The organism is Duganella margarita, assembly GCF_009857535.1.
Classification (GTDB): Bacteria; Pseudomonadota; Gammaproteobacteria; order Burkholderiales; family Burkholderiaceae_D; genus Rugamonas; species Rugamonas margarita.
The window spans coordinates 1-14,306 of the sequence record NZ_WWCS01000021.1; the positions used below are offsets into that span (position 1 = coordinate 1).

Annotated in this window: 21 protein-coding genes, 1 tRNA gene and 2 pseudogenes; 19 read left to right on the forward strand and 5 right to left on the reverse strand. The window is 62.2% G+C overall.

From position 1 onward, the window contains the following. From GTP55_RS29650 to GTP55_RS24225, 18 genes and pseudogenes are all read left to right on the forward strand, one after another. A pseudogene (locus tag GTP55_RS29650) lies at positions 1-410 on the forward strand (YqaJ viral recombinase family protein); the annotation flags it as partial. 3 nt (positions 411-413) lie between these two features. Next, positions 414-1,337, forward strand: coding sequence for a KTSC domain-containing protein (locus GTP55_RS29940; protein ID WP_229258141.1), 924 nt, complete (start codon positions 414-416; stop codon positions 1,335-1,337). Then, the gene (locus GTP55_RS24160) at positions 1,334-1,657 is read left to right on the forward strand and encodes a hypothetical protein (RefSeq protein WP_161047359.1); all 324 of its coding nucleotides are present in this window, start codon (positions 1,334-1,336) and stop codon (positions 1,655-1,657) included. The genes GTP55_RS29940 and GTP55_RS24160 overlap by 4 nt, the downstream gene beginning before the upstream one ends. After that, positions 1,654-1,836: a hypothetical protein gene (locus GTP55_RS24165; RefSeq protein WP_161047360.1), complete on the forward strand. Its 183-nt coding sequence runs from the start codon at positions 1,654-1,656 to the stop codon at positions 1,834-1,836. The genes GTP55_RS24160 and GTP55_RS24165 overlap by 4 nt, the downstream gene beginning before the upstream one ends. Continuing rightward, the gene (locus tag GTP55_RS24170) at positions 1,833-2,297 is read left to right on the forward strand and encodes a DUF1367 family protein (protein WP_202423852.1); all 465 of its coding nucleotides are present in this window, start codon (positions 1,833-1,835) and stop codon (positions 2,295-2,297) included. Before GTP55_RS24165 ends, GTP55_RS24170 begins: the two co-directional genes overlap by 4 nt. A 9-nt stretch (positions 2,298-2,306) precedes the next feature. Beyond that, positions 2,307-2,588: a hypothetical protein gene (locus GTP55_RS24175; protein ID WP_161047361.1), complete on the forward strand. Its 282-nt coding sequence runs from the start codon at positions 2,307-2,309 to the stop codon at positions 2,586-2,588. Between the two features lie 8 nt (positions 2,589-2,596). Then, positions 2,597-3,487: pseudogene (locus tag GTP55_RS24180) on the forward strand (recombination-associated protein RdgC); the annotation flags it as partial. Beyond that, on the forward strand, positions 3,488-3,901 hold the full coding sequence (locus tag GTP55_RS29945; RefSeq protein ID WP_229258152.1) for a DNA translocase FtsK: 414 nt from the start codon (positions 3,488-3,490) through the stop codon (positions 3,899-3,901). Beyond that, entirely contained in the window at positions 3,898-4,275 is a 378-nt protein-coding gene (locus GTP55_RS24185; protein ID WP_161047362.1) for a DUF4406 domain-containing protein, read from the forward strand. Before GTP55_RS29945 ends, GTP55_RS24185 begins: the two co-directional genes overlap by 4 nt. Next, positions 4,272-4,538, forward strand: coding sequence for a hypothetical protein (locus tag GTP55_RS24190; protein ID WP_161047363.1), 267 nt, complete (start codon positions 4,272-4,274; stop codon positions 4,536-4,538). The genes GTP55_RS24185 and GTP55_RS24190 overlap by 4 nt, the downstream gene beginning before the upstream one ends. Then, the gene (locus tag GTP55_RS24195; protein ID WP_161047364.1) at positions 4,535-4,744 is read left to right on the forward strand and encodes a hypothetical protein; all 210 of its coding nucleotides are present in this window, start codon (positions 4,535-4,537) and stop codon (positions 4,742-4,744) included. Before GTP55_RS24190 ends, GTP55_RS24195 begins: the two co-directional genes overlap by 4 nt. Before the next feature lie 42 nt (positions 4,745-4,786). Further along, positions 4,787-4,933 (forward strand): hypothetical protein, encoded by a 147-nt coding sequence (locus tag GTP55_RS24200; RefSeq protein ID WP_161047365.1) that lies wholly within the window; start codon positions 4,787-4,789, stop codon positions 4,931-4,933. Next, positions 4,930-5,052 carry a hypothetical protein gene (locus GTP55_RS30110; RefSeq protein ID WP_267876873.1) on the forward strand — a complete coding sequence of 41 codons (123 nt, stop codon included), beginning with the start codon at positions 4,930-4,932 and terminating at the stop codon, positions 5,050-5,052. Before GTP55_RS24200 ends, GTP55_RS30110 begins: the two co-directional genes overlap by 4 nt. Then, positions 5,049-5,282: a hypothetical protein gene (locus GTP55_RS24205; RefSeq protein WP_161047366.1), complete on the forward strand. Its 234-nt coding sequence runs from the start codon at positions 5,049-5,051 to the stop codon at positions 5,280-5,282. The genes GTP55_RS30110 and GTP55_RS24205 overlap by 4 nt, the downstream gene beginning before the upstream one ends. Next, the gene (locus GTP55_RS24210; protein WP_161047367.1) at positions 5,279-6,904 is read left to right on the forward strand and encodes a hypothetical protein; all 1,626 of its coding nucleotides are present in this window, start codon (positions 5,279-5,281) and stop codon (positions 6,902-6,904) included. The genes GTP55_RS24205 and GTP55_RS24210 overlap by 4 nt, the downstream gene beginning before the upstream one ends. After that, positions 6,901-7,170 (forward strand): hypothetical protein, encoded by a 270-nt coding sequence (locus GTP55_RS24215; RefSeq protein ID WP_161047368.1) that lies wholly within the window; start codon positions 6,901-6,903, stop codon positions 7,168-7,170. Before GTP55_RS24210 ends, GTP55_RS24215 begins: the two co-directional genes overlap by 4 nt. Then, positions 7,167-7,448, forward strand: coding sequence for a DUF4224 domain-containing protein (locus GTP55_RS24220; RefSeq protein WP_229258142.1), 282 nt, complete (start codon positions 7,167-7,169; stop codon positions 7,446-7,448). The genes GTP55_RS24215 and GTP55_RS24220 overlap by 4 nt, the downstream gene beginning before the upstream one ends. 5 nt (positions 7,449-7,453) lie before the next feature. Beyond that, positions 7,454-8,560: a tyrosine-type recombinase/integrase gene (locus tag GTP55_RS24225; RefSeq protein ID WP_161047369.1), complete on the forward strand. Its 1,107-nt coding sequence runs from the start codon at positions 7,454-7,456 to the stop codon at positions 8,558-8,560. Positions 8,561-8,661: 101 nt separating this feature from the next. Here the strand turns inward: GTP55_RS24225 and GTP55_RS24230 are convergent. Then, a tRNA-Leu gene (locus tag GTP55_RS24230) sits at positions 8,662-8,746 on the reverse strand. Positions 8,747-8,861: 115 nt separating this feature from the next. Here GTP55_RS24230 and GTP55_RS24235 point away from each other — a divergent pair. Next, positions 8,862-9,731 carry a DUF72 domain-containing protein gene (locus tag GTP55_RS24235; protein ID WP_161047370.1) on the forward strand — a complete coding sequence of 290 codons (870 nt, stop codon included), beginning with the start codon at positions 8,862-8,864 and terminating at the stop codon, positions 9,729-9,731. Here GTP55_RS24235 and GTP55_RS24240 read toward each other — a convergent pair. The 4 genes from GTP55_RS24240 to GTP55_RS24255 form a co-directional block, all read right to left on the reverse strand. After that, the gene (locus GTP55_RS24240) at positions 9,723-10,985 is read right to left on the reverse strand and encodes a voltage-gated chloride channel family protein (protein ID WP_161047371.1); all 1,263 of its coding nucleotides are present in this window, start codon (positions 10,983-10,985) and stop codon (positions 9,723-9,725) included. The two genes, GTP55_RS24235 and GTP55_RS24240, sit on opposite strands and share 9 nt — an antisense overlap. 81 nt (positions 10,986-11,066) lie before the next feature. After that, on the reverse strand, positions 11,067-12,437 hold the full coding sequence (locus GTP55_RS24245) for a multicopper oxidase family protein (RefSeq protein ID WP_161047372.1): 1,371 nt from the start codon (positions 12,435-12,437) through the stop codon (positions 11,067-11,069). Next, complete coding sequence (locus GTP55_RS24250) at positions 12,434-13,816, reverse strand: TolC family protein (protein WP_202423853.1); 1,383 nt, start codon at positions 13,814-13,816, stop codon at positions 12,434-12,436. Before GTP55_RS24250 ends, GTP55_RS24245 begins: the two co-directional genes overlap by 4 nt. Before the next feature lie 60 nt (positions 13,817-13,876). Then, a complete protein-coding gene (locus tag GTP55_RS24255; RefSeq protein ID WP_161047373.1) occupies positions 13,877-14,146 on the reverse strand; it encodes a hypothetical protein in 270 nt (89 codons plus the stop codon). Positions 14,147-14,306 lie beyond the last annotated feature (160 nt).

The following is a 14,306-nucleotide window of genomic DNA, read 5'->3' on the forward strand; positions in this document are numbered from 1 at the left end:
AGGTGGCGCGCCGCGCACTGTCCGCCGCCGACCTGCGCGCCGCCAATGCGGCTGCCGCGAACGTGGCCGCCGATGCTGCTGCAGCGCCTGCACCCGAAGCGGACGGCCGCGCCGCCGCGCTCGCTGATCAAGGCCGCTTGGCCGATCTCGCAACCGACTTGGTGGCTGGCGGCCTGTTCGCGGACGTCGCTCCGGTCGAGATCGAGCGCGCCGCACCGACGCTGCGCCTGGGCCAAATCAACGAGCGCATCGCACCGCTGGCAATCAGTGCCGACGGCCTGCTGACGCTCGGCTTCGCGCCGGCGGCAACCGAGAAGGCAGCCAAGTTGTATCACGAGGGTGACTTCCCTCGCATCTGCGCAGCCATCCAGCGTCACCTCGACGTCGTGCGCACCGAGCACTCGGAGTAGCAAATGGTTGCGCTGATTGAAATGGTGGGCAGGGTTTTTGGTCGGCTGACTGTAGTAAGGCGCGGCCAAAATCCCAAGCCATCGGCATCGAATACATCTGCCTATTGGGTCTGTTCTTGCGTCTGTGGAGAGGAAACCGTGGTCCGGTCAGTGTACTTGCGGAATGGTCGCACGCAGTCTTGCGGTTGCCTGCACAGCGAATCAATCACTGAGATACAGACGACGCATGGCATGTGCAACACCGGCGCGTACAAATCTTGGCGCGCTATGTGGCAACGATGCACCACCAAGTCGAACATCTCTTACCCGAACTACGGCGGCAGGGGAATCAAGGTCTGTGATCGCTGGAAATCGTTTGAGAATTTTTATGCCGACATGGGCGACAGACCACATGGCAAGTCGCTGGACCGAATACGAAGTAATGATGGCTACGCGCCAGATAATTGCAAGTGGTCCTCGCGTACAGAGCAGAACAACAACAAGCGCAATAACGTTTTTGTGAGCATCGATGGGCGCAGCCAGACCTACTCACAATGGGGTCAGGAGCTCGCCATCAGGCCTAGCACGCTGCGAGAGCGCTACATCAAAACCGGAAGTTTTCAACCTAATTTCATAAAAGGAAACAAAATGCAAACTCCCCTCCCCCATGCAGGCATCCCGCTGACGCCTGTCAAAAGCAGCAAAATTATGGCAATCGGCCACTGCCCCGTCACCGAGGTGTTGGCGGTCCAGTTCTTCCATAAAGGAGGGCCCGGCAACGTATATCACTACCAAGCATTCACTTCGGCCGAATACGCCGCCTTCGCCAGCGCCGAGTCCGTCGGCAAGCACTTCCTGGCGCACGTGCAGCCGCACAAGGAAAAGCACCCGTACGTGAACATGGGCGTGCCGTCGGCGGCAGCAGCGACCGAGGCGGTTGCGCCATGAGCGAAGAGCGCAAATTCGGCACGCGCCGCGTAAGCATGTGCCTGTCGGTGCGCGGCGCGCTGCGCGACCTCGGTCAACGGCGCGGCGCCAAGTCGTACTTCACGGACGACAACGGAAATTCGCTGACCAGGTTGCAGGCCATCGACGCTTTGCACGATGACCTCGCGGCCGGTCGCGAGACGATCCCGGTGAGCAACGAGTGCGCCAACCCATGCCCGAACGCTGGCAAGGGTTGTAAAGGCTTCGACTTTGGCAAGGGTGGCGGCTGCCCAGGCTACTGGCTTGAACCAGAAGAAACCGCAGCTGGAGCACCGCCATGATCGTCGCCGGCACCCTGGTTGAAGTCGGTCAGCTGGACGACGAAGGCACCCTCGGCGCGGTGGTGCAGCGCCCGAACGGTGAACTGGTCACGATCAAGGGCCTCACGCTGGACGAGACGCGCGCGGTGGCGGCGCTGCTGTTCCAGGCTGTGGCAATCAAGCTGGAGACACCGCCTTGACCGACATCGTGCTGATGAAGGTCTCCAACATCCTCGTGCCACACGACGAGGCTGCGGCGGCCTTCATCCAGAAAATGAAAGCCGGCGAGCTGACCCACGCCGATTTTAAGCGGGTCAGGAACTACAAGTTTCACAAGAAGTACTTCGCGCTGCTGGACTTTGCTTTTGAGCAGTGGGAGCCGCGCGGCGGCCTCACCTACAAGGGCATCCCGGTGGCGAAGAACAAGGAGCGCTTCCGCAAGGATCTGATCATCCTCGCCGGCTTCTACGAGTCGACGGTGAACATCCGAAGCGAGGTACGCCTAGAGGCGAAGAGCATCAGCTTCGCCCAGATGGACGAAATTGAATTTGAGGCGCTGTACAGCAAAACCATTGACGTGGTGCTGCAGCGAATTTTGAAGAACTACTCGCGTGACGATTTAAATGCAGTCGTTGACGAGCTACTGCGGTTCGACCGCTGAAGGATGGATATGGAACAAATTCGCAACAAGATCATTCGCGTCGGCGGCGCCGAAGAAGTGATCACCGGTCGCGCCACCATTGCCGGGATTGAAAGCGCCATCAACGCGGAAACGCTGGACACCGTGAACCTGCGCGACGGGCGTGTAATGTTGGTCGATGACCTGGGCATCAGTAAGAAATTGCCGGTGAATGAGGTGGCCACGAAGCTGTACCACAGCGTGTGCCGCAAGGGCACCACTGCCCAGATCCACGGCGACGTCGCCGTAGTGTACGACGAAGATTTCGCTTAAGGACCGCCATGTTCAAGAACGCACAAATTTACCGACTACCTCGCAACTGGCCCATGACCGCCGAAGCGCTGGCCAGCGCTCTGTCCGTGAACACCTTCACGCCCGCCAGCAGCAACGAGCTGCTGCGCGAAGGCTGGGCGCCGCCGCGCGCCGCCGACCAGCTGGTGCATGTCGTGAACGGCCAGTACCTGATCAAGCTGCAGAGCGAGAAGAAGCTGCTACCGTCCACCGTCATCAACCAGGTGACCAAGGCGCGCGCCGCCGAGATGGAAGAGGCGCAGGGCTTCGCGCCCGGCAAGAAGGCGATGAAGGAACTGAAGGAGCGCGTCGCCGACGAGCTGCTGCCGCGCGCGTTCTCGATCGCCAGCACCACACTCGCCTGGATCGATCCGAAAAATGGTTGGCTGGTGATCGACGCGGCCAGCCCGTCGAAGGCGGACAACGTGATCAAGCTGCTGCTGAAGGCGGTGGACCGCATGCCGCTGGAAAGCCTGCGCGTGCAGCGCTCACCGGTGGGCGTGATGACCGAATGGCTGCAAACCGACGAGGCGCCGGCCGGCTTCACGGTCGACCAGGACGCCACGCTGCGCGCCACCGGCGAGAGCAAGGCGCAAGTCGCATTCAAGCATCACTCGCTCGATCCGGACGACGTCCGCAAACACATCGCCGCCGGTAAGCAGTGCACGCGCCTGGCCATGACGTGGGAAAGCAAGATCAGCTTCGTGCTGGACGAAAGCCTGGCCGTCAAGTCGGTGAAGATGCTGGACGTGCTGACGGAAGACTCGCGCGGCTCGATCCGCAACGACGACGAACGCTTCGACGGCGACTTCGCGCTGATGGCCGGCGAGCTTGCCAAGCTGATGGCCGACCTGGTCGAGGCGCTGGGCGGCGAGGCGCGCATGGACGACATCCCTGCCGCAGCGCCGAAAGCGCCGGCAAAAGGCGACGAGCCGGTGCGTCAGCAGCGCGTGGTCGGCGATGACGGTAGCGCATTGGCCGCCGCGCGACGGCTGAAAAATAGCCTCGTCAAGGATGGCGCCACCGCCACCATTACGTTCGGCGGCAAGACCGTGGAGCTCGGCGCCAGCGCTGATATACCGGCCGGCGACGGCAGCGCCAGCGACCCGCTGTACGAGCAGGCTGTCACCGTAGTGCGCACCAACCAGCGTGCGTCGATATCGCTGATCCAGCGCCACCTGCGCATCGGCTATAACCGGGCGGCGCACCTGCTGGAGGCGATGGAAGGTAGCGTTGTCGGCCCGATGCTGTCGAGCGGCTACCGCGAGGTGTTGGCGCAAGGCGGTGCAGCATGAGCCGCATCTACCTGGCCGGCCCGATGTCCGGCATCGCCAACCTCAACTTCCCGCTGTTCAACGCGGAAGCCGCCCGCCTGCGCGCGCTGGGCTACGACGTCGTCAATCCGGCCGAGATCAACGGCGGCGCCGACGAGGTGGTGGCGTGCGCAGCCATGACGGCGGAGCAGTACCAGCAGCACTGGTGTGCATGCATGCGGCGCGACATCACGGAGCTGATGAAGTGCGACGGCGTCGCCACCTTGCCGAACTGGGCCAATTCGCGCGGCGCAAGCCTGGAAGTAGATATTGCATCGCGCTTGGGTATGCCGGTGTATTTCGCTGAAGACCTTACTGGCCGCGTGCCGAATTTTGATGACTTGGAGGTAGCATGAGCGCCGCCAAACGCCGCATCAAGCGGAAGATCAAGATGCTGGTGCGCCTGATGGAGACCTGCGCGCTGAACCGCAATCGTAGTCTCAGAAATCAGGCCCGCAGCCGGTCCATTCAGGAAATCTACGAGCCCATGTGGCGCATCTTCGCCGCCGCCCAGGCGCTCGGCAAGGGCCGGGTGATCCACCGCGTGGAAGACCGCAGCCGGGCCGCCATCTGGTCCAGCAAGCTGGCCGCCAGCGTCTTGAAACGGGAGCAGCCATGACCACCGATCACAAGGAGCCGAAGACCGCCGGCGGTGATGATTGGCCATCGAATCGCATTAAACCCTGCGGCGACATCATGCTGCGCGTTGCCGGACGGCGCTTCCGCTGCGAGTGCGGCGCCAATGTATTCCACCACCCTGAAGGTCAGCCAGATGTCTATCAATGCAATGGCTGCCACCGTTCGTATGAGGCCGCCGATGAATAGCTGTACGAGCGTGCGCGCCGCGCCACTGCACGGAGGTAGTCCATGATCCGCTACCTGGTGGCAGCCGTGGTGGTGGTCATAGTCGCCTGGCTGTGGCGCCTCAACAGCGAGTGCGAAGCGGCCGGCGGCGTGCTGGTACGCGGCACCTTTCAACCCGTTTGCGTCAAGAGCCTGGAGATTCAGCAATGAACGAAGACCTGCAAGCCCCAATAGCCAGCGACCCGCACTGCCGGCGCCGCGCGTTCCAGATTATCGCCCTGCTCTACCTGGCTGCCGGGCTGGCTAACGTGTACTGGCTGCTGTCATGAGCGCCCGCGACGCAGCGCCAGTCGAAACGGCGCAGGACCGGGCTGACAAGCATGACCGCCTGATCGTGCGCTGCAAGCAGCTGTGCCGCCCGATCCGCCATGCCGGCGTCAAGAAGTTCATCGCCGGCTTCTGCCACCACAAGGGCGATGCTGAAATGGTGGTCTACCTGGAAGGCAGTGCCGAGCCGGTGCGGCCATGTGAGATAACGATTATTGAGGAGGCAACGTGAACGACAAAACTGAAGCAGCGCCGCTGCACGATAGCCTGCGCGACCTGATCGGCCAAGCCATCAGTGACGAGATCGCCGCCGGCGCCGAGCAACCGGACTGGTGCGATAGTCGCGAGATTGACCGATTGGCGGACGCGGTGCTGACCGTGCTGCCGGCCGGCCGCGAATCGGCGCCAGTGCTCGCGATGCCAAAGGAGACGCCTGAGTCGATGGCCGAAAGCAATACCCGTTTCGCGATTGACGGCGCTATCCAGTTCGGCCGCGAAGATCGCAACAAGCCGCCGAGCGAGGAGCACTGGCTGATGGAGTACTGGCTGATCGGCCAGCAGTTGCGTGAACTCGGCAAGACCGGCTGGGACAATCGTACGCCGCTCGATCCAGCCGAGACATCCGCGATCACCGCCCCACAGCAGCATGCGCAAGCGGCGCCGAGCGATGAGCGGGAGGCGTTTGAAAAATTCTACCGTGACAGCAATTCACGAATAGCCACATGGCGTCAAACTGATAACCTTGGAAGAAATTCTGACGGCGATTATTTTATTCATCCAATCCCTGCTCTTTGGGAAGCGTGGCAAGCATGCGCCATCCTCGCCGCCCGCCAGCCCGCGCCAGTAGCCAGCGTGCCAGCAGTGGCGGTGCCGGGTAGCGAAGCCATGCTGGTGCTGCTACAGGATGCTGCCCGCGCGTGGAACAACGAGCGTGAGGCAGAGCTTGATGCCACCATGGAGCGCGTTGAGTCGTTCCTAATTTCGATGCGCAAAGGCCAGCCAGCCGCCGCGCCAGTAGCCGCTGACGTGGATCGGAGTGTAGCTGTCCTGCAATCCTTGCTGGACGAAGCGCGAGACGATAACGCGCGCCTTAAGGCCAAGCTGGTAATTGCCACGACAAGGCCCCCAGCAGGTGCAGCGCCAGTGGATGCGAAGCGCACCGAGCCGGGCAAGATTCATGCGAAGACTGAGCTTTTTCACTTCGCAGGAAGCGATGTGCGACTGCAAATTATCGACCAGTACGGCACGCATGAGGTGCGCGTGCACGGCGATACAGGGCGCTTTGTCGTAGAAGCGGTAGCCTCTGCAAACCGCGACGCCCAGCCATCCACCGCGCAGGGTGATGCGCTGCGCCAGGTGGTGGGCAGATTAACGCGCGAGCAGCAGGAAAATGCAAACTTTCTTGAATGGTGGGAAAGCAGCGGCCAAAAAGCCGATCATGATCTGCGCACCCAAAACGCTGCGCACGCCACTTGGCAGGAACGTGCCCAGCGCGCCGCCAGCCAGCCGGAAACCGTACACGTTGACGTAGCCAATCAAGCCATCAACGATGCGATGCGGGTGGGGATGCAGGACAGCGAGCGCGATGCGGCGCGGCAAAAATCCAACGCGAATGCTGATAGGTTGGCGGCCGAATGGGGAGTAGCACAGATTGAAATATATCAAGCTAGAAAATTAGAAATAGCCATGATCGAGAATCGTATCGGCATTACGCCAGAATACGATGGCGGCTTCCACGCGCACATCTACGGTGAATCTGAAAAACCAATGGCAACTGGCTACGGTGATACACCATCAGCAGCAGTATACGCCGCCATGGCCGCGCAGCAGGGCGAGAAAGGCGGTGCTGCGTGAGTCTGAATGAGATGCTGACCACCTGGCCGCGCGAGCGGCTGGTGAAGGAGCTGGCCGGCCAGGCCAAGGAGAATGCGGCGCTGCGCGAGCGCGTGGCGCGCCTGGAGTGCGAGGTGTTCTGGCTGAAGGTGCCGGCCGCCGCCCTGCCGCCGAGCGCGGCGACGGTGCTGCTACGCGAGCTGACGCACTGCGCTGGCGGCATGGTGAACGGAAACCGGCTGGCGCGGCGCGCCATTGAAGCGTTGGCCGAGGAGACTCCGCCATGAACATGAACGACACCAAAGAAATCGAAAATCTCCTGCGGAAGCTGGAGGAATTGCAATCTACCCCAAGCACATTTCTCACGCCGGACGATATCGCGGTGCTGACCGGCCGCAAGTCGAAGTCGCGCCAGATCGAGGCGCTGCGGCAAATGGGCGTACCATTTTTCGTAAATGGCACAGGCCATCCCATCGTGGCGCGAACTGCGGTCGAGGGCGGCCCGGCCGGAAAGGCTGCGCCACCGCCGAAAAAGTGGTCGCCGAAGGTACTTAATTCAGGATGAGCAACATGGGGCGAACCCCTACAGCAAACAAAAACCTGCCGCAAGGCATGCGCGCACGCCGTCGATCGAGCGGAACATACTACTTCTTGGATATGGGAGGTAAGCCGCGCGTCGAGATTCCGCTCGGGAAGGACTATGTCATCGCGGTCCAAAAATGGGCAGAGAAGCAGACCAAAAATATTCCTGCCAACGCGCGCATCACATTCGGATATGTTGCAGAAATGTACATGAGCGAAATCGTACCGACCAAGGGCATCGGAACGCAGAAAAACAACCTCGACGAGCTGGCGAACCTGTACAAATTCTTCGACGCCGCTGCGCCACTCGACGAGATAGAGCCGGTCCACGTCAGGCAGTATCTGGACTGGCGCTGGAAAACCACTGTACAGCGCCGTCAGGAAGAAAATGCGGCGCGGCTGGCGCGCGGTGCTACACCAATGAAGTTCACCGGCAAGGAGGGCCAGGTAACGGCCAACCGGGAAAAGGCACTCTTCTCTCACATCTGGAACTTCGCCAGGAACAAGGGTTACACAAAGCTGACGAATCCATGCGCCGGCATCAAGGGATTCAAGGAGGACGGCCGCAAGATCTACATCGATGACAAAATCTATTCGGTGGTGTGGGAGGCGGCCGAACAGGGTCTGCGAGATGCAATGGACATCGCCTACCTTTCAGCTCAACGAAAGGGCGATCTGCTGGATTTCAATCGCGCAGACCTGAAGGATGGGCATCTACCGGTGGAGCAGAACAAGACCGGGAAGCGACTGCGCATCTCCATCACCGGCCAGCTGGCTGACGTGGTTGAGCGGATCAATCGCCGCAAGGTCACCGGCATCGCCCTAATTTGCAACGAGAAAGGCGAGCGCATGACGGCATTCATGCTCCGCGGGGCGTTCGACCGCGCACGGGCGGCAGCCACAGAAAAGCATCCAAATCTGGCAGAGGACATCAAGAATTTTCAGTTCCGAGACCTTCGGGCGAAGGCGGCAACCGACAAGGAGGAGTCCCAAGGCATGGCTGCGGCGCAGGATCAGCTGGGGCACACTACCAGCGCGATGACCGCGCACTATGTCCGGCACCGACGCGGGAAATTGGTCACGCCGACCAAATAACGACATCGGAAAAAAGGATTTTGCGGAACAAGTCTAAATTTGCGGAAAAGTAGACCTTGTAAAAATAGTGCCTGCTAACTTGGAAATGCTGATGTTTGCAGTGGTGCTCCGAGCCGGAATCGAACCGGCACGCCTTGCGGCGGCAGATTTTAAGTCTGCAGTGTCTACCAATTTCACCATCGGAGCTTACACAGCGCAATATTATGACATGAACTCTGCATAACTGCCAGACAACTAATGATCGTCCCGCAGCGCAGCCTACCGTGTCGCGGCCCGTCGCGGATTGGGCTATAGTCCCGTCATGGGCAAGATCTGCATCGGCATCTCCGGCTGGCGTTACCGGCCCTGGCGCGGCGTCTTCTATCCGCCGGGTTTGGCGCAGGCACGCGAGCTGGAATTCGCGTCGCGGGCGCTGCCGACCATCGAACTCAATGGCTCGTTCTATTCGCTGCAGCGGCCAGCCAGCTACGCCGCATGGTACGACGCCACCCCGCCCGGCTTTATCTTCAGCCACAAGGGCAATCGCTATCTCACGCACATCCTGCGACTGGGCGACGGCGTCGGGCCGGCGCTGGCGAACGTGATGGCGTCCGGCGTGCTCAATCTACGCGAAAAACTCGGCCCCTTCCTGTGGCAGCTGCCGCCCAACTTCCGCTTCGATGCCGCCCGGCTGGAACACTTCTTCCAGCTGCTGCCGCACGATCTGCGCCAGGCGCAAACGCTGGCGCGCCAGCACGAGCCGCGCATGAACGGCCGCGCGGCGCTCGATATCGGCGCCAACCACCGCCTGCGCCACGCGCTGGAGATCCGCCACGAGAGCTTCAACGATCCTGCCTTCGTGGCGCTGCTGCGCAAATACAAGGTGGCACTGGTGGTGGCCGATACCGCCGGCAAATGGCCCGACTACGAAGACGTGACGGCCGATTTCATGTACCTGCGTCTGCACGGCGCGGAAGAACTGTACGCCAGCGGCTACGACGACGACGCCCTGGACTACTGGGCCGCCCGCATCCGGGCATGGGCGGCGGGCAGCGAGCCGGCTGACGCCAAACGCATTTCGGACCAGCCACCACCACGCCGTGCCAGCAGGGATATCTACTGCTACTTCGATAACGACATCAAGGTGCGCGCACCGTTGGACGCGCAGCATCTGATCGAACGTCTACGGTGACGGCGGCTGGCGGTCGCGCGCCACCGGCGGCAGGCGGTGCTTGATCAAGCCAACGCGTTGTGAGCGGTAAATGCCGGCATGACCGGAGAACAGATACGCCACCACGCAAGCCAACGCCGCGTAAGGTCCGATCTGCGGGCCGAATAATTCGATCGCCATGATGGTGCACGCCAACGGCGTGTTGGCGGCGCCGGCGAACACCGCAACGAAGCCCAGTCCCGCCAGCAGCGCAAACGGCAGATGCAACAGCGGCGCCATCGCATTGCCCAGCGTCGCGCCGATGTAGAACAACGGCGTCACCTCGCCGCCTTTGAATCCGCTGCCCAGCGACGCCACCGTGAACGCAAATTTACCCAGAAAATCCCACGGCGCCACCGGTTGCTGGAACGCTTCGACAATCACCGGAATGCCAAGGCCGATGTAGCGCGTGCCCAGCCACCAAACCGCCAGCGCCACCACCGCGCCGCCAATCATCGGTCGCAGCGGCGCATAACCGATATGCCGCTTCATGAAGCCCGATGCGGCGTGCGTGGATTTGGCGAAGGCCATGCCCACCAGTCCAAACACCACCCCCGCCGCCATCACCGCAAGGACGCTCCAGATGCCGATCGGCGCCATGGCGTTCATTGCGTAATGTGTGTGATGCACGCCCCAGGCCATGCCCACCTGGTCGGCGACGATGGCGGCGAGCATGCAAGGGAAGATGGCGTCGTAGCGCAGGCGACCGATCGCCAGCACTTCCAGCCCGAAGATGGCGCCGGCCAGCGGCGTGCCGAACACCGAGGCGAATCCCGCGCTGATGCCGGCCATCAGAATGATGCGCCGCTCGCTGTGACGCAGGCGGAAGATCGGCGTCAGTTGGTCGGCCAGGCTGCCGCCCATCTGCACCGCCGTGCCTTCACGCCCGACCGAAGCGCCGAACAGGTGCGACACCACGGTCCCGATCAATACCAGCGGCGCCATGCGCAGCGGGACGACTTTTTGGGGATCGTGGATTTGGTCGAGCAGCAGGTTGTTGCCGCCTTCTACGCTGGCGCCCACCTTGAGGTAGATCCAGCCGACCGCGAAACCGGCCAGCGGCAGCAGCCAGATAATCCAGAGATGGGTTTCACGCCAATGCGTCGCGTAGTCCAGTGCAAACAGAAAACCGGCCGACGCGGTGCCGCTTAGCACCGCAATCAGGCCGGCCAGCAAGGTCCACTTACCAATATACGGCAGCAGCAGGAGTTGTTCAGGGTAGCGAGATGGCTTCATAGAGCCTTCGATACTAACAAATCCGCTGAAATGGATCAAATCTCAAATAGCAGTCTCTAATCCATACCTCAGGACTATAGCCTAGTGATGGTGATGCATATCCCCATCCCGCTTGACGTCCATCGCCTCTGACGGTTTGGCCGCTGGCGCGCCGGGTGCGCGCGGCGCGGGGGGCAGTTCGCCGGTCCACTCGCGCGCCACGGTGCCTGGTGGATGCTTGTACCAGCCCGGGTCCTTGTAGTCGTTGCGCGCCAGTCCTTCCCTCACCTTCACCACCGTGAACATGCCGCCCATATCGAGGCCGCCGAACGGACCATCGCCAGTCATCATCGGCAGCGTGTTCTCCGGCAGCGGCATTTGCATGCCGCCCATCGCCGCGCCCTTGTCGCCCATGACCATATAACCCGGCACCAGATTATTGATTTTCTCCGCCACGCCGCTGTGATCCACGCCGATCATGGTCGGCACCGAATGCCCCATCGCGTTCATGGTGTGATGCGATTTATGGCAGTGGAACGACCAGTCGCCCGGCTCGTCGGCAATAAACTCGATCGCCCGCATCTGGCCCACTGCGATATCGGTCGTCACCTCCGGCCACCGCGCCGCCGGACGCACCCAGCCGCCATCGGTGCCGGTCACCTCAAACGTGTGGCCATGCAAATGCACCGGATGGTTGGTCATGGTCAGGTTGCCGACGCGGATGCGCACCCGGTCGTCCTTGCGCACCACCATCGGATCGATGCCCGGAAACGCGCGGCTGTTGAACGTCCACAGGTTAAAGTCGGTCATGGTATTGATTTTCGGCGTGTAGCTGCCCGGATCGATGTCGTAAGCATTGAGCAGGAAGACAAAATCGCGGTCCACCGCATGCTGCTTCGGATCGCGCGGATGCGTGACCCAGAAGCCCATCATCCCCATCGCCATCTGCGCCATCTCGTCCGCGTGCGGGTGATACATGAAAGTGCCCGCATGCCTGGCAACAAATTCATACACAAACGTCTTCCCCGGCGCGATACCAGGCTGCGTTAACCCGGTCACGCCATCCATGCCGTTCGGCAGACGCTGGCCATGCCAATGCACGCTGGTGTGCTCCGGCAGCTTGTTGGTGACGAAGATGCGCACCCGGTCGCCCTCCACTACCTCGATGGTCGGACCGGGACTCTGGCCGTTGTAGCCCCATAGGTTGGCCGTCATGCCGGGCGCGATCTCGCGCACCACCGGCTCTGCCACCAGATGGAACTCCTTGACGCCGTCCTTCATCCGCCACGGCAGCGTCCAGCCATTCAGCGTGACGACCGGGTTGTATGGCCGGCCATTCGGTGGAGACAATGGCGCCTGCGTGGCGGCAGTCGATTGCATCGGCGCTTCCGGCAGCGACGCCACTGCGGCCTTGGTCACCATGCCGGCGCCGATCAGCGCCGCGCCGGACAAGAAAGATCTGCGGTCGGTCATGGTTGCACTCCTTTATTCGTTGGCAGACGGCCGCCCAGCGCGGCCTCCAGGTTGGCTTGCGCGGTCCAGTAGTCTCGCAGCGCGCCGATGTAGCCGCTGACGGCGGTAGCCTGTTCACGCGCATCGGCCAACAGTTCGAAGACGCTCATCAACATGCCGTTGTAGCGCAACAGGGTTTGTTCGGAAATCTGCTTCCGCAGCGGCAACACCCGGTCGCGATAGTGACGCGCCAGGTCATACGAAGCGCGATAGTCCGCATAACTTTCGCGCGCCTCGCTGCGCGCCTGCATCGCCGCCTGCGCCAGTTGATTGACCGACTGCATATAGGTCGCTTCCGCCCGCGCGACGCGCGCCGAGCCCCAGTCGAACAGCGGAATCTCCAGCGTCAGCTCATACCCGCGGGTGGCGGCTGGGCCGTCGGTGTTACGCACCGCGCCCAAGTCCAGCACATTGATGAAGCGCGTGGTGCGCGTCAGGCCCAGCGTGGATGCGGTCTGCTCGGTATCCAGCCTGGCGGCCTGGATATCCAGCCGCTCGTCGACCGCAGCCTGCTCCACGTCCGCCAGCTCGCGCGGCGCGGCAGGCAGGTCAGGCAGATGATCGGGCAAACGATACGAGGTCGCCTGTTCGCCGCTCAGGCCCAGTAAGCGCGTCAGCTTCTCGCGCGCCGCCACGGCAGCCTTTTGGCCATGCGTGACATCGGCCACCGTCTGCGCGTGATAGGCCTGTTCGCGCGCCATGTCCAGCGCACTCCAGTTGCCAGCCTTGCGCATGCGCTCCGACAGTTCGGCGCTGGCCTGCGCCGAGGCTTCGACCTGTTTTGAGTAGTCGGCGATCTGCATCGCGGCCACGGCGTCAACCCAGGCGCGGCGCGTGTCGGCGGCCACTTTCAGCGCTTCGCTAGACACCAGCAGTTTGGTTTGTTCAAAGCGCCGGCCTTCGATGCGGCTGGCCATGGGCGCGGTAATCAGTCCGACCAGATTGAAAGTCAGTGTGCGTTCGATACCGACCTCACCGCCGCCATGGCTGCGTTTAAAGTCCAGCACCGGATTTTGCAAGCGGCCAGCCTGCACCAGGTCTGCCTCCGCCACGCCCAGTGACCAGTAAGTGGCTTGCAGCGCGCGGTTATTCAGCAGCGCGACTTGCACCGCATCGTCGGCGGACAAAGGCTGTTGCAGTTTTTTGCCGATGACGGCGGCCAGCGCGCGCGCATCGTCCTCATTGCGCGGCAGACGGCCGGCCACGCTGGCAGGCGCGCCGGTGCGCTGCTCGCTCACGCTGGCGGCGGCGCCAAAGCCGCCGTCGCCGGACAGCGATGCGCAGCCACCCAGCAGCGCCAGCAAGCTCACGCCGCCGACGAGTTTATACAGAGAAGTCATGTCCTCTTACCTCAAGAATCGTTATGGAATACCCAGCCCGCAGACGGAGCTGTCGTGTGATCAGGCGCGCAGGCCTTGAGGGGGACGTTCAGGGTGGGCCAGGTCGACCGCAGGGAGGAAATCGGAATAGAAAGGAATCGCGCGCGCCGCCGACGGCAGCGCCGGCTCGGCCACTTCCAGCGCCAATGCCGGCGCCGCAGCCGCGCAGCATGCGGAACCGCTGCACTTCATGGTGGTATGGGAAGATGAACCGTCGTGTTGATGATGCTCGGCCTTGGCCTGCGCCGCCATCATCGCCGCATGGTCATGCGGACCCGCAGGCATGACCATCGACGTCTCGCCGTCAGTCGTCGCAGGCGCGACGCACAGCAGCATCTGTGCAGAAGCATATCCCTGGTATGGGAGCGCCAGCAGCATCAGCCAAACGACGAGGGATCGGAGCAGGACAGTCATGTGGCTATATTATCACAAGCCGCATGCGCTGGTAATC

Excerpts from the sequence above, each read along its gene's own strand:
- GTP55_RS29945 (WP_229258152.1), top strand. The coding sequence starts at position 3,488 with ATGGACGACATCCCTGCCGCAGCGCCGAAAGCGCCGGCAAAAGGCGAC.
- GTP55_RS24185 (WP_161047362.1), top strand. The coding sequence starts at position 3,898 with ATGAGCCGCATCTACCTGGCCGGCCCGATGTCCGGCATCGCCAACCTC.
- GTP55_RS24175 (WP_161047361.1), top strand. The coding sequence starts at position 2,307 with ATGGAACAAATTCGCAACAAGATCATTCGCGTCGGCGGCGCCGAAGAA.
- GTP55_RS30110 (WP_267876873.1), top strand. The coding sequence starts at position 4,930 with ATGAACGAAGACCTGCAAGCCCCAATAGCCAGCGACCCGCACTGCCGG.
- GTP55_RS29940 (WP_229258141.1), top strand. The coding sequence starts at position 414 with ATGGTTGCGCTGATTGAAATGGTGGGCAGGGTTTTTGGTCGGCTGACT.
- GTP55_RS24190 (WP_161047363.1), top strand. The coding sequence starts at position 4,272 with ATGAGCGCCGCCAAACGCCGCATCAAGCGGAAGATCAAGATGCTGGTG.
- GTP55_RS24255 (WP_161047373.1), bottom strand. The coding sequence starts at position 14,146 with ATGGTCATGCCTGCGGGTCCGCATGACCATGCGGCGATGATGGCGGCG.
- GTP55_RS24205 (WP_161047366.1), top strand. The coding sequence starts at position 5,049 with ATGAGCGCCCGCGACGCAGCGCCAGTCGAAACGGCGCAGGACCGGGCT.
- GTP55_RS24225 (WP_161047369.1), top strand. The coding sequence starts at position 7,454 with ATGGGGCGAACCCCTACAGCAAACAAAAACCTGCCGCAAGGCATGCGC.
- GTP55_RS24220 (WP_229258142.1), top strand. The coding sequence starts at position 7,167 with ATGAACATGAACGACACCAAAGAAATCGAAAATCTCCTGCGGAAGCTG.
- GTP55_RS24165 (WP_161047360.1), top strand. The coding sequence starts at position 1,654 with ATGATCGTCGCCGGCACCCTGGTTGAAGTCGGTCAGCTGGACGACGAA.
- GTP55_RS24160 (WP_161047359.1), top strand. The coding sequence starts at position 1,334 with ATGAGCGAAGAGCGCAAATTCGGCACGCGCCGCGTAAGCATGTGCCTG.
- GTP55_RS24195 (WP_161047364.1), top strand. The coding sequence starts at position 4,535 with ATGACCACCGATCACAAGGAGCCGAAGACCGCCGGCGGTGATGATTGG.
- GTP55_RS24200 (WP_161047365.1), top strand. The coding sequence starts at position 4,787 with ATGATCCGCTACCTGGTGGCAGCCGTGGTGGTGGTCATAGTCGCCTGG.
- GTP55_RS24245 (WP_161047372.1), bottom strand. The coding sequence starts at position 12,437 with ATGACCGACCGCAGATCTTTCTTGTCCGGCGCGGCGCTGATCGGCGCC.
- GTP55_RS24250 (WP_202423853.1), bottom strand. The coding sequence starts at position 13,816 with ATGACTTCTCTGTATAAACTCGTCGGCGGCGTGAGCTTGCTGGCGCTG.
- GTP55_RS24235 (WP_161047370.1), top strand. The coding sequence starts at position 8,862 with ATGGGCAAGATCTGCATCGGCATCTCCGGCTGGCGTTACCGGCCCTGG.
- GTP55_RS24240 (WP_161047371.1), bottom strand. The coding sequence starts at position 10,985 with ATGAAGCCATCTCGCTACCCTGAACAACTCCTGCTGCTGCCGTATATT.